Source organism: Sphingopyxis sp. GW247-27LB (assembly GCF_002277025.1).
GTDB lineage: Bacteria > Pseudomonadota > Alphaproteobacteria > Sphingomonadales > Sphingomonadaceae > Sphingopyxis.
Genome location: NZ_NIWD01000015.1, coordinates 384,013 through 396,559 on the forward strand (window position 1 = coordinate 384,013; position 12,547 = coordinate 396,559).

Annotated in this window: 15 protein-coding genes; 1 reads left to right on the forward strand and 14 read right to left on the reverse strand. The window is 64.7% G+C overall.

Translation table 11 applies throughout. The annotated features are described in order from the left end of the window. Positions 1-133: 133 nt before the first annotated feature. The 3 genes from CD928_RS20980 to CD928_RS20990 form a co-directional block, all read right to left on the reverse strand. Entirely contained in the window at positions 134-709 is a 576-nt protein-coding gene (locus tag CD928_RS20980) for a carboxymuconolactone decarboxylase family protein (protein ID WP_095389023.1), read from the reverse strand. Positions 710-739: 30 nt separating this feature from the next. Further along, positions 740-967 carry a 4-oxalocrotonate tautomerase family protein gene (locus CD928_RS20985; protein ID WP_095389024.1) on the reverse strand — a complete coding sequence of 76 codons (228 nt, stop codon included), beginning with the start codon at positions 965-967 and terminating at the stop codon, positions 740-742. Positions 968-1,030: 63 nt separating this feature from the next. Next, on the reverse strand, positions 1,031-1,648 hold the full coding sequence (locus CD928_RS20990; RefSeq protein WP_141237222.1) for a TetR/AcrR family transcriptional regulator: 618 nt from the start codon (positions 1,646-1,648) through the stop codon (positions 1,031-1,033). A 131-nt stretch (positions 1,649-1,779) separates the two neighbouring features. Between CD928_RS20990 and CD928_RS20995 the strand changes: the two genes are divergently transcribed. Then, a complete protein-coding gene (locus tag CD928_RS20995) occupies positions 1,780-2,676 on the forward strand; it encodes a LysR family transcriptional regulator (protein ID WP_095389026.1) in 897 nt (298 codons plus the stop codon). Here CD928_RS20995 and CD928_RS21000 read toward each other — a convergent pair. Genes CD928_RS21000 through trbB form a run of 11 tightly spaced genes read right to left on the reverse strand, consistent with a single transcriptional unit; the run spans position 2,664 to position 12,280 of the window. Then, positions 2,664-2,891 carry a DUF2274 domain-containing protein gene (locus CD928_RS21000; RefSeq protein ID WP_095389027.1) on the reverse strand — a complete coding sequence of 76 codons (228 nt, stop codon included), beginning with the start codon at positions 2,889-2,891 and terminating at the stop codon, positions 2,664-2,666. The genes CD928_RS20995 and CD928_RS21000 overlap by 13 nt on opposite strands. Next, on the reverse strand, positions 2,888-4,090 hold the full coding sequence (locus CD928_RS21005) for a TrbI/VirB10 family protein (RefSeq protein WP_095389028.1): 1,203 nt from the start codon (positions 4,088-4,090) through the stop codon (positions 2,888-2,890). Before CD928_RS21005 ends, CD928_RS21000 begins: the two co-directional genes overlap by 4 nt. Beyond that, a complete protein-coding gene (trbG, locus tag CD928_RS21010) occupies positions 4,090-5,109 on the reverse strand; it encodes a P-type conjugative transfer protein TrbG (protein WP_095389029.1) in 1,020 nt (339 codons plus the stop codon). Before trbG ends, CD928_RS21005 begins: the two co-directional genes overlap by 1 nt. Further along, positions 5,106-5,789, reverse strand: a complete 684-nt coding sequence (gene trbF / locus CD928_RS21015) for a conjugal transfer protein TrbF (protein WP_095389030.1) — start codon at positions 5,787-5,789, stop codon at positions 5,106-5,108. The genes trbG and trbF overlap by 4 nt, the downstream gene beginning before the upstream one ends. Before the next feature lie 5 nt (positions 5,790-5,794). Next, positions 5,795-7,123, reverse strand: coding sequence for a P-type conjugative transfer protein TrbL (gene trbL / locus CD928_RS21020; protein ID WP_095389031.1), 1,329 nt, complete (start codon positions 7,121-7,123; stop codon positions 5,795-5,797). 1 nt (position 7,124) lies between these two features. Continuing rightward, complete coding sequence (gene trbK-alt, locus CD928_RS21025; RefSeq protein ID WP_095389032.1) at positions 7,125-7,466, reverse strand: putative entry exclusion protein TrbK-alt; 342 nt, start codon at positions 7,464-7,466, stop codon at positions 7,125-7,127. A gap of 4 nt (positions 7,467-7,470) precedes the next feature. Beyond that, entirely contained in the window at positions 7,471-8,229 is a 759-nt protein-coding gene (trbJ, locus tag CD928_RS21030) for a P-type conjugative transfer protein TrbJ (protein WP_095389033.1), read from the reverse strand. 5 nt (positions 8,230-8,234) lie between these two features. Further along, the gene (trbE, locus tag CD928_RS21035) at positions 8,235-10,688 is read right to left on the reverse strand and encodes a conjugal transfer protein TrbE (RefSeq protein ID WP_095389034.1); all 2,454 of its coding nucleotides are present in this window, start codon (positions 10,686-10,688) and stop codon (positions 8,235-8,237) included. Between the two features lie 4 nt (positions 10,689-10,692). Further along, entirely contained in the window at positions 10,693-10,968 is a 276-nt protein-coding gene (locus tag CD928_RS21040) for a VirB3 family type IV secretion system protein (RefSeq protein WP_095389035.1), read from the reverse strand. After that, positions 10,968-11,300, reverse strand: a complete 333-nt coding sequence (locus CD928_RS21045; protein ID WP_095389036.1) for a TrbC/VirB2 family protein — start codon at positions 11,298-11,300, stop codon at positions 10,968-10,970. Before CD928_RS21045 ends, CD928_RS21040 begins: the two co-directional genes overlap by 1 nt. Continuing rightward, positions 11,297-12,280: a P-type conjugative transfer ATPase TrbB gene (trbB, locus tag CD928_RS21050; RefSeq protein WP_095389037.1), complete on the reverse strand. Its 984-nt coding sequence runs from the start codon at positions 12,278-12,280 to the stop codon at positions 11,297-11,299. The genes CD928_RS21045 and trbB overlap by 4 nt, the downstream gene beginning before the upstream one ends. Positions 12,281-12,547 lie beyond the last annotated feature (267 nt).

Genomic DNA, 12,547 nt, shown 5'->3' on the forward strand with positions numbered 1-12,547 from the left:
TTGGCACCCGGAGGGGCCGCGTCATTCGGTGGGCGACCCGAAGGGCGACGCGGCCCCGGCCGGCGAGGCAGGGGGGTGGGTTCGCCGGCCATGCCCGGCTGTCACGACGCCGGGCCAAGGGGGAGCACTATAGTCAGGCGGCAGCCGACCAGGCGCGAGCGGCAAAGCCAGGATCGAGCTCGGTATGGAAGATGTGATTGGAGTAGTTCGAGATCACCTTGACGCTGATCGCAAGGACAATCCCGAGAATGTGCTCTTCGGTGTAGCCCGCTGCGAGGAAGGCCTGGGCCTGCTCGGGCGTCGGGTTGCCGCGACTTTCGGTCATCTGGTGCGCGAAAGTTCGCAGGGCCTCAAGCCTGGCATCCGGCACTGGACGGCCATCGCGAATAGCGTCGGTCACCTCGGCCGGTACCTTCGACATCATGTCGCCAACGAAGCTGTGCGCGGCAACGCAATAGTGGCAACCATTGAACCTGCTGATCGCGAGGAACACGACTTCCTGCTCGACAGGCGTGAAGCCCGCCTCGGCGCGGAACTTGCCATAACCATGATTGTAAGTGTCGAGCAGCGCAGGCAGGTTGACCATCGCTGCATACATGTTGGGCACCATGCCCATCCCTGCCTGCGCCGCCTTGAGCGGAGCGCTCACAGCCGGATCGGCATCCTCGGCGGTGCGGAGCGGGAGGCTCGTCTTGAAGACTTCAGACATACAGTTTTCCTTTCGTTGGGGGTTGTTGGTTCAGGCGGCTTCGACGCTTGCAGCCATGGCCCGCAGATCGTCAGCAGTGACCGGCTGACCGCCGACGCCCCAGGCGCCGGGAGAGACGTCTTCGATGGTTACCCAGGTGACCTTGCGCAGGCCCTCACCTTCGACGGAGACCACCGCATCCGTGACGCGGCGGATGAGTTCCTGCTTCTGTTCGAGCGAGAGGTAGCCGCCCACTCCCTTGATCTGGACCAATGGCACTGTTGTACTCCTTCCTATAGTGTTGAACGATCATTCCAAACTGGACAAAAAAGGGGACGCGGCTCAGGCCAGCGATTTGAGCACTCCGTCCCTGATAGCCTCAAGATATTCGGGCTTTGGCCGGCTGCGGATCATCACCAGCATGCCCAGGAATGCCGCGAGCGCCTGATGCGCCAACATCGCAGCATCACCCTGGGCGCTGAACTCGCCGCTGGCCTGTCCCTTGCGGATCATGGCGAGAAGAAATGCCTCGATCTCGTCCTGCGCACGGTTGACCATCTCGGCCAGCTCGGGGTCATGCGCCGCCAGTTCAAGCGCGGTATTGACCAAGAAGCAGCCCCAGTTGCCGTTGGTCACCTGCGTCTGGCCAATGAACTTGTCGAAGATGGCGCGGATCGCACCGGAGGGTGACAGAGTCTGACCAAGCTCGGCCAGAGTACGCTGACGCACTTCGCCGTCATATTTGCGAAGCGCAGTCAGGAAAAGCTCGCGCTTGTCACCGTAGGTTGCATACAAGCTGGCACGGTTCACCCCGGTCGCAGTGACCAGGTCCTGCATCGAGGTCGCTTCATAGCCATGCGTCCAGAACGTCTGCATGGCGCGTGTCAGCGTCTCATCGATATCGAATCGTTTTTCCCAAGGCATGAACAACCATCTAGCTTGTTTGGAATGATCGTTCAATACTAATTTACGCGAGGCCCTCCCACTGCTGCTGCACCATCAGGCGCACGACAATTAATGTGAGCCGTCGCTGTAAGGATAGGGCGCCTGCCGCGACTGATCACCGCTGGTGAGAGGAGGCGCGGTAACACATGGGCATAGAAATTCGCCAATTGCGGTATGCGGTGATGACCGCCGACACGCAGAGCTTCTCGCGCGCGGCAGCCGCGCTCAATGTCAAGCAGTCCACGCTGAGCCGCCGCGTCATGCAGCTGGAACATCGGCTTGGAGTCAAACTGTTCGAACGCACCACTCGCGGCGCCGAGCCCACAGAAAACGGCCGGGTCTTTATCGAACAAGCCCGGCGCATTGTCACCGACGTTGAAAACCTCCAGACCACCGCGCGGGCTGTGAGCTACGGCGAACAGGGCCGCGTTGCTGTCGGGTACAGCTCTACACTCATGGGTGGGCATCTCAAACACGCCTTCACGGACTACTTGACCCGCTATACCGATGTGCAGTTCGATGGAGTCGAAGCCGGTCCCGAGAAGCTGCTCCACAGCCTCCAGTCGCGTATGATCGACGTAGCTGTTGCACCGGCCGGACTGGAGGATTCGGGTGTCCTCTCACGACCGCTCTGGTCTGAGAGGCTCATGGTTGTGCTTCTCGGCGACAACCGGCTGACCGGGAATGAGCGCATTTATTGGCAGGATTTGCGCCGGGAAGTCTTCGTCGTTCCCAGCGGCGGCCTTGGACCGATCCTCGGCAATCTGCTTTCGGCGCGGCTGACCGAACAAGGCTATCGCCCCAACATCATCTATCAGGACACAAGTCTCGAAAGCGTGCTCGCCATGATCACGGCCAAGCGCTTTGTGACCATTGCCACGGAAGCCTCTCAGGGCGTGACCTGGCCGGACCTGCATTTCCGCGAGATCTACGACCCCAATGGTCCGGCCCGTCTGGAATACGCCCTCTACTGGCGCGAGGAAAACGAGAACCCTGCGCTCAAGCGCTTCTTCAAGCTGATCGAGGAACGCTATCCGGGCTGAGCGCCGCGCCGCGTCTTGGCAAAGCTGCGGTCGGTCGCGATGAACCGCTCGATCATAGGCGGGATCAGGCGTTCGGGCGGTGGCGCACCCTTGGCATCGCCGCCATTGAGAGCGGTGGCGTAGGCCAGCAACTCACGGTGCAACCTCACCGATACCTCCACCGTCAGCCGCACCGGCTTCTGATCGGCAAGGTCGGCCAATTTCAACCGTGTCACTGCCCATCTCCCAGCACCAGATCGCGCGTCACCAGCACCCGCACCGGAAACCCCGGTCGAATCGTCAGCGTCGGCCGCACATTCAGTTCACGACTGACGATCTGCTCGCCGGCACGGTTGATGCTGTCCTGCGTGCCGCGACGGAATGCGCGGGCGAGATTGCCGTCGTCACCAGAGCCCAGCTCGGAACCAGCGCCCAGCAGCGTCGATACGAGCGCCGCCTTGAACACGCCGCCCCAATGATAGTCGGTACCGTCCTGTAGTCCGGCAAAGCCGCGTGGGTCAGACGCGGGCTGGCGTTCGAGCACGATCGAGCGGCCATCAGGAAGGATCAGCCGGTTCCAGGCGAGCAGTATCCGGCTCTGGCCGAACGCGACATCGGCGTCATAGTCGCCGATCAGTCGCGAGCCTTGCGGGATCAGTAGTATCCGTCCGGTCGGGCTGTCATACACGTTCTGCGTCACCTGCGCGGTTACAAGCCCGGGCAAGTCGGAGCGGATGCCGGTGATCAGCGCTGCCGGGATGACCGAGCCGGCTTGCAGAATCGACGGCGAAGCCAGACCCGTGAGCCGCTCGCCCGAGACAGTGCGCCGGTCGCTCGCGCGTTCCAAGAAGGCCTGCTTGCGCCCGGCATCGTTTTGCGGTGCCGCAGCTGGCGCTGCAGCGGGATTTTCGGCAGGCGCTGGCAGGCTGGCGAAGCCCGCGCCGGAATTCCCCGGCGTCCCGCCTCCGAAGAACAGGCGACTCGCCCGCGCGGCCTCGCGTTCCTGTTCTGCGCGCTGGCGCGCGGCTTCTGCGGCATTGGCTGCGGGATTGGGAGGTACAGGCTGCGGCGTGCCAACAGGCGGCAAGGCCGCGATGTCGCCGCGTCGCTGTGCGTCGAGGATCGGCTTTCCGAGATCGCCTGGCAGCGCGGGGCCGAGCTTGGGCACCTGGCCGTAATCCTTGGGCGCACCGGCAAGGTTGTCGGCCACCGCGACGCCATCGGTGTTATAGAGTTCCTCCGTGCCTTTGCGGCCCTGGGGCTGCAACGCATAAATCAGCGCGCCGCCGACCAGCGCAAAACCGCAAGCAGAGGCCATGCCGATGGCCTTGCGCGAAAGCCGCATCACGCGCGGTGGATCGCCGCGCAAGCGCACTGCGCTGTCGGGATCGGCGAGCGGTGCGTCGGCGGGTTCTTGAGCAGCGTTTGAGGTCATCACCGCGCCCTCCGGTTGGCGACGATCCGCACCTTGTCCTGGCCCTTGCGCCCGCCAAGCCGCAACTCGGCCTGGGCGAAGAGCCGGTCGACGATCATGTAGCGGCCCGAGACGCGGTAGTTGACCAGCTCGGCCTCGCCTTTGGGTCCGATGACGAACATCGGCGGCAGTTCGCCCCGGGCGACGCTTTCCGGAAACTCGATGAACACCCGGGTTCCGTCATCGAACGTGCGCAGCGGTCGCCAGTCGGGCCGGTCGCCTTCGATCGCGTAGCGGAAGTTTAGGCTGGAGAGATCCATGCCTGCCGCCACCGGCGCGGCTCGATCTGCTGCCGCACGCGATTGCCGGAGCGCGATCAGTTCATCCTGCGGGTAGTTCCACGAGACCGAAGCCATGTAGACGCTGGGATTGGCGCGCAGCTCGAGATGATAGGTTCGCCGGTCGGTGTTGATGACGAGGTTGGTGGCGATATCGGGCCGGACCGGCTTCACCAGGATATGGACGCGCGAAGCCGACCCTATACCGCTCACAGTATCGCCGATCATCCAGCGCACCGTGTCTCCGGCAGCGACCGGGCCTGAGCCGACCAGTTGTTCGCCTTCCTGCAGCGCGATGTCGGTCACCTGTCCGGGCTTGGCATAGACCTGATAGAGTGCACCATCGGCGTATGGGTATTGCTGGATTGCGTTGACGAACCCGGTGCGATCGGGCTCGACGCGCGCGGCATCGTTTGCCGCTCCCACCCTGTCCCGGGGCAAGGACGGGCGGGAGCGGCCCGCGGCGCGGGGAGGAACGCGCTGCGGAAAGGCTTTGAGTTGGCCGGGAAGCGGAAGCGGCACCGGGATGACGACGACCCTGTCGGTAGGATAGGCCGCCTGCGGCACCTCGTTGGGCTCGCCAAGCGGTGCAGGCTGGTGCGTGGCTTGTGTTTGGGCCTGCGTGGGGGAAGCAAGCGCGGTGCTCGCGATGAGCAAGGCGATGGCGATGCGGCGGCCTGCCGCTGGGAGGGTGCTGATCATGATCCGAGTTCCTTCGACCAGTTGATGGCGTTGACGAAAATGCCGAGCGGATTCTTGCGCAAGGCATCGGGGGCGCGCGGAGTCTGGACGACGATGGTCAGGATCGCCGTCCAACGGCTCGTCTCGGCAAGGCTGCCGTCGCGGTAGCGCCGCTCGACCCAGGCGACGCGGAAGCTCGTCGGCGAAGCGCGGATGACGCTCGTCACATCGACCCCGACCTGCTCTCGTCCGATCAGCGCGAACGGATCGTTGGTTCGGGCATAGTCGTTCAAAGCCAGCGCGCCCTTGTCGGTCGCAAAATCATAGGCGCGCAGCCAGTTCTGGCGGACGATGATTGCGTCGTCGGGCACGGCGCGAACCTGCTCGATGAACCGCGCAAGGTGGAAAGCGATCTGGGGGTCGCTGGGGTTATAGCCTGCGTCCGCCGGGGCCACGGCCTGCGCTTCGCCGAGCCGGTCAACCTGGACTACCCAGGGCACGATGCTTCCACGCGCGCCCTGCCAGATGATCCCGGCGGTCAGACAGGTCGAAAGACCGAGCGCGCCGAAGAAGGCGAGCCGCCAACTGCGTGCCTGGACGCGGGCCGAGCCGATGCGGTCATCCCAGACCTGGGCGGCGCGCTGATAGGGTGTGTCGGGTTCGGGGGTCTTGCCGTAGCGGATCGAGGGGCGTCGAAACATGTGTGTCAGTCCTTTTCGCTAACGTCGATGGAACTGCCGCCGCCATGGCTGTCGCCAGCCTTCAGCGTGTGGGCGGCGATGTTTGCGCCATGGGTGATGGTCTGCCGGTCCTTCATTGCTTTGGCCCAAGCAGGTTGGCCGGCATTGGCTTCAGCCGGTGACGGTGCCGAGGAATTGGGTCCGGGCGTGCCAGAAGACGTAATACTGCCGCCAGTGTTGGTGATTGCGGCGCGGCTACCTTCGCGGAACGATTGCTTCATGCCGTCAGCGGATTTGCGCAGTGGCGACGTCGCGGCACCGACAGCGGCATCGCCGACCGCCGCCATCCCTGAACCAACTGCGGCTGCGCCCGACTTGCCCGCCGAGCCCAAGGCATAGGCCATTGTCGCGCCGCCGGCGGCGCGCGAGGTGCCGTGCGCGACGTTGGAAGCAGCGCTGGCCACCGCGCCGCCGGCAAGCCTGGCGCCAGCAACGGCGCCTGCGGCGGCACCACCTGCGAGCAGCGCGGTTCCAGCTGCGGCCCCTGCGCCAAGCTGCGGTCCACCCGAGACGATGCCATTGGCGATGCCGGGGCCGAAGATGCCAAGGCCAAGCAGCGTCAGGCTCGCCAGCATGATCGACAAGGCGTCCTCGATGGTGGGCTCACCCGAAATCGCGCTGGTAAACTCACTGAAGATGGTCGAGCCGATGCCGACGATGACCGCGAGCACCAGCACCTTGATGCCGCTCGATACGACGTTGCCGAGCACCCGTTCGGCCATGAAGGCGGTTTTGCCGAACAGGCCGAAGGGAATGAGCACGAAGCCGCAAAGCGTGGTCAGCTTGAACTCGATCAGCGTGATGAACAGCTGGATCGACAGGATGAAGAAGGCGATGATGACAATCGCCCAGGCAATCAGCAGGATGACGATCTGCAGGAAGTTCTCGAAGAAGCTGATGAACCCCATGAGGTCGGAGATCGAATCGAGCAGCGGGCGCGCACTATCCAAGCCCACCTGCGCGACACGTCCTGGCTGCAGCAGTTCGGCCGTAGAAAAGCCTGTCCCGCTCGCCTTGAGTCCGAGCCCAGCAAAGCTCTCGAACACGATCCTGGCCAGGCTGTTCCAGTTGCCGATGATATAGGCGAACACGCCGACAAACAGCGTCTTCTTGACGAGGCGGGCGATGATGTCCTCGTTCTCGCCCCATGACCAGAACAGCGCGGCCAGCGTCACGTCGATGACGATCAGCGTGGTCGCGATGAACGCCACCTCGCCCGAAAGCAGGCCGAACCCGCTGTCGATGTAGCGCGAGAATATGTCGAGGAAGCGGTCGACGACGCCGGTGCCACCCATGTCACTGTTCTCCGGCTTGCGCGGTGCCCGAGACCGCCGGCAGGGGCGGACTGAAACCGTCGCCGGACGATCCCAGGCCGGGAGCGGCATGCCTGTCCTTGCCAAGGAAACGGCGGCGTTTTTCGGTCCAGGCTGCGTGGCAGATCGGATCGCGCGCTGCCGCCTCACCCATCGCGTTGCATTGGCGCAGCAATTCGGGGAGCGGATCGCTGTCGGGATCGGTGACGTCGATCACCTCGGGCACCGCCCGGACCGGCTCTTCGCGCAGCTGGAGCGCGGTCATCGTGATGGCCACGCCGACGAAGGCGATGGCTCCGACCCGCGCGAAGAGCTTGGTGTCCATCGGCTCAGTTCCGGAACATCTGGGCCGAGGTCGGCACATAGCCGCGGCCGGGCGCGAGAAAGCGGCGAAGCTGTTCGCGCGCCTGCACCTTGGCAGCGGCAGCATTTGCGGCATCGAGCGTCTGGGCGCGCCCGAGCGAAGCAATGGTCGCTGTGAGATCGGCAAGCTGCTGCGATTGCAGCGCGAGCAGCTGGTTTCCTGCCTGTGCCGCCTGCAGTGCTCCCGTCGCCGACTGGCTCGCGGTAACGAGGCTCTGCACCGCGGTCCTCGCGCCTTCGATATTGCCGACGGCACCAGCCTGGACCTTGAGTGCGTCTTCGAAGGCGGCAACGCTGTTCTGCCAGCGGCTCTCCGCGCCCTGGACCAGAGCCCGATCGGACTGGGTGAGATCGATCGACTTGTACTGCTGGCCGAACTTCGTCTGGATGTCCTGGACGTCGTAGGCCATGCGCTGGGCTTGGCCGATCAACTGCTGGGTCTGCTGGAGCTGCTGCTGGATCGGCGCGAGCATGGTCAGCGGCAGCGATTGCAGATTGCGCGCTTCGTTGATCAGCGAGGTCGCCTGGTTCTGCAATGCACGGATCTGGTTGTTGATCTGCTCGAGCGTGCGCGCCGCGGTCAGAATGTTCTGCGAATAGTTGCTGGGGTCGTAAACGATCCCGCCGAACTGGGCATAGGCGGGTGCCGGGGCCAGGACGGAAGCGGTCATCGACAACACGGCAGCACCGGCGGCGAGCGCATTTCGGATACGGGAGGACTTCATGGCTGCTACTCCTTGGGTTTGCCCATTTGGGCGGGGGGAACGTGATCTGGGGGAAGCATGTCAGCAGCCCAGACGAGGCCGCGATGGCGCAGCCAGGCAGCGGCAAAGCCCGCCGTGCCGTGGGCCTCGGTCAGTTCTGCGATGCTGAGCTGGTCGGTCTTCGACGAGGTGGCGGTGAAGGCGAGTGCGACCTCACCCAGGCCCAGCTCGAACAGGCGGTTGCCGCGCGCCGACTGGCAGTAATAATCGCGCTTTGGCGTTGCCCTGGCGACGATCTCGATTTGCCGGTCGTTGAGGCCGAAGCGGCGGTAGATGGAGAGGATCTGCGGCTCGACCGCGCGCTCATTCGGCAGGAAGATGCGGGTCGGGCAGCTTTCGATGATGGCGGGCGCGATCGCGGAGCTTTCGATGTCGGCAAGGCTTTGGGTCGCGAAGACCACGCTCGCATTCTTCTTTCGCAGCGTCTTCAGCCATTCGCGCAGTTGCGCGGTGAATGCTGGGCTGTCGAGTACCAGCCAGCCCTCGTCGATGATGATCATCGTCGGCGAGCCGTCGAGCCGCCCCTCGATCCGGTGGAACAGGTAGGACAGCACGGCGGGCGCTGCCGCCGAACCGGTCAGCCCTTCGGTCTCGAAGGCCTGGAAGCTCGCTTCACCCAGATGCTCGCTCTCGGCATCGAGCAGCCGTCCGAACGGCCCGCCGATGCAATAGGGCGCCAACGCTTGCTTCAGGGCCTGCGACTGAAGCAGCACGGTAAGCCCTGTCAGCGTCCGCTCTCCAACCGGCGCGGTCGAAAGCGAAGACAGCGCCGACCAGAGATGCTCCTTGGTGGCGGGATCGACCGTGACGCCCTCGGCTGCCAGGATCGCCTGCAGCCATTCGGCTGCCCAGTTGCGTTCGGCAGGTTCATTGATCCGCGCCAGCGGTTGCAACAGCACAGCGCCAGCGCTGTCATCGGCCAGGCTGGTGCCCAGATCCTGCCAGTCGCCGCCGCAGGCGAGTGCGGCTGCCCGGATTGAACCGCCGAAATCGAAGGCGAAGACCTGGGCGGACGCGTAGCGGCGGAACTGCAAGGCCATCAGCGCGAGCAGCACAGATTTTCCCGCTCCGGTCGGCCCGACGATCAGCGTATGGCCGACATCGCCGACATGGAGCGAAAACCGGAACGGGGTCGAGCCTTCGGTCCGCGCATAGAGCAGCGGGGGTGCGCGGAAGTGCTCGTCCCATTCCGGCCCGGCCCACACCGCCGAGAGCGGGATCATGTGGGCAAGGTTGAGCGTGGAGATTGGGGGTGTCCGAACATTGGCGTAGACATGGCCGGGGAGCGACCCGAGCCAGGCTTCGACCGCGTTCATGCCTTCGGCGATCACCGTGAAATCGCGGCCCTGGATGACCTTCTCGACCAAGCGCAGCTTCTCGGCTGCGAGGCTTGCGTCCTCATCCCAGACGGTGACGGTTGCGGTGACATAGGCCTGGCCGACATGATCCGCGCCCAATTCTTGCAGCGCCGCGTCAGCATCGGCCGCCTTGTTGGAGGCATCGCTGTCAACCAGGACCGAAGCCTCGTTGGTCATCACCTCCTTGATGATCGCGCCCAGCGACTTGCGTTTGGCGAACCATTGCCGCCGGATCTTGCCGAGCAGCTGAGTGGCATCGGTCTTGTCGAGCATGATCGCGCGGGTCGACCAGCGATAGGCGAAGGCGAGCCGGTTGAGTTCGTCGAGCAGTCCGGGAAAGGTAGCGCTCGGGAAGCCGACCACGGTGAGCGTGCGCAGATGCGCGCGACCCAGACGGGGTTCGAGTCCGCCGGTCAGCGGCTCGTCAGCGAGCAACGCATCGAGGTGCATCGGCGTCTCGGGCACGCGGACCCGATGGTTGCGGGTCGAGATGCAGCTGTGAAGATAGGTAAGGGTCTCGCTGTCATCAAGCCAGGCGACCTCGGGAACGAAGCCTTCGACCAGACGCAGCAGCCGATCGGTGCGGTCGATGAAGCCGTCGAGCAGTTCCTTCGGGTTGATGCCCTTCTCGGCCTTGCCCTCGTAGAGCCAGCTCTCGGCACGCGCGGCATCTTCGGCCGGCGGCATCCACAGCAGCGTCAGGAAATAGCCGCTCTCAAAATGCGCGCCTTCCTCGGCGAACTGCGCCGCGCGTTCGCGCTCGACCAGTGCCGATGCCGGGTCGGGAAAGTCGCTGTCAGGATAGTCATGCGCTGGGCGGCGCACGGCCTCGACGAAGATCGCCCAGCCTGAGCCCAATCGGCGCAGCGCACTGTTGAGCCGGGCGGTCGTTGCGATCAGCTCGGCGGGTGTGGCGCTGTCGAGGTCGGGGCCGCGGAAGCGCGCCGAACGCTGGAAGCTGCCGTCCTTGTTGAGCACCACGCCGGGGGCGACCAGCGCCGCCCAGGGCAGGAAGTCTGCAAGCCGGTCGGCCTTGTTCCTGTATTCGCGAAGCGAGAGCATTGGCTCAAACCCTCAGATAGGTGGGAAAGCGCAGATGCCGCCGCGCGACATCGACGAACTGGGGATCGCGCCGCGCCGCCCAGACCGAGACCATGTGGCCGAGGGCGAAGATCGCGACGCCGGCGATCCACAGGCGCAGACCAAGCCCGATCGCCGCAGCCAGCGTGGCATTGGCGATCGCTAGCCCGCGCGGCGCACCGCCGAGCAGGATATGCTCGGTCAGTGCGCGATGGACGGGCACCACGTAGCCCGGCACGGCTTCAGGCGGCGCAGCGTCCATCAGACCAGCGCTCCGCCGCCGAACGAGAAGAACGACAGGAAGAAGGACGAGGCGGCAAACGCGATCGACAGGCCGAACACGATCTGGACCATTCGGCGGGCGCCGCCCGAGGTGTCGCCGAACGCGAGCGCCAGCCCCGTGGCGATGATGATCATCACCGCGACGATCTTGGCGACCGGCCCCTGGATGGATTCGAGGATCGACTGGAGCGGTGCTTCCCACGGCATCGACGAACCCGCCGCATGGGCGGGCGTGGCGATGATAAGGGTAACGAAGCTGCCGAGCATGGCGGAAGAAATGCGGGCACGGGCGCGTGAAGTGGTCTGGATCACGAGATAATTCCTTTGGTTTGGGGGGTGATGGGAAGGATCAGGTAGTCGCCGCGATCATCGAGCCCGGTGACTTGGGCGAGTTCGGCGAGCCGCCGCCCGGTGCCGTCGCGGACCAGCACGGCGATCACGTTGATGGTTTCGGCGATGAGCGCGCGCGGCACGGTGACCACGCTTTCCTGGATCAGCTGCTCCATGCGCCGCAGCGTGCCGAGTGCGGATCCGGCATGGATCGTGCCGACACCGCCGGGATGGCCAGTGCCCCAAGCCTTGAGTAGGTCGAGCGCCTCGGCACCGCGCACCTCGCCGATGGGAATGCGGTCTGGCCGAAGCCGCAGGGCCGAGCGGACAAGGTCGGACAGTGTCGCCACGCCATCCTTGGTGCGCAGCGAGACGAGATTGGGCGCGGCGCATTGCAGTTCGCGCGTGTCCTCGATCAGGACGACGCGATCGTCGGTCTTTGCGACCTCGGCCAGCAGGGCATTGGTAAGGGTGGTCTTGCCGGTCGAGGTACCGCCCGCGACGAGGATGTTCTTCTTCGCGCCAACCGCTTCAGCCAGCGCATCGGCCTGCCACACGGCCATGATCCCGGCCGCGACGTAATCCGCGAGCGTGAACACCGCGACAGCAGGCTTGCGGATCGCGAAGCTCGGTGCGGCCACGACCGGCGGCAGCAGCCCTTCGAACCGCTCCCCCGTATCGGGAAGCTCAGCTGAAACGCGCGGTGCCTTGGCATGGACCTCGGCACCGACATGGTGCGCGACTAGGCGGATGATCCGCTCGCCATCGGCAGCGGACATCTCCCGTCCCGTATCGGCGATCCCGGCACCCAGCCGGTCGATCCAGAGCCGACCATCGGGATTGAGCATGACCTCAATGACTGAGGCGTCCTCAAGCCAGGCCGCGATCTCCGGCCCGAGTGCCGTGCGCAGCATGCGCGCGCCGCGCGCCGATGCTTGCGATTGGATCGGGATGACGCTCATGAATTGCCTCGTGTCTGCGAGGCAGCCGACCACTGGCTGCGCTCACGAGGCAGAGCAAAAAGGCATCAGAATGTAGGAAGGCAACAGGTGGTTTTTGTCGGCGTCGGCTAGCGAAGCAGCAGAAAGAAACGGCGGGCTATTCTGTCAAAGTTAAAAGCCCCAAGGACAGCCTTGGCAGGCGTTTTTGCGGCAGAACCAGAATGAAGTCTGATCCTTGTTATCGACCCAGTGTCAGACAATGGACCTTTCCGCTTTCGTTTTCAGAGG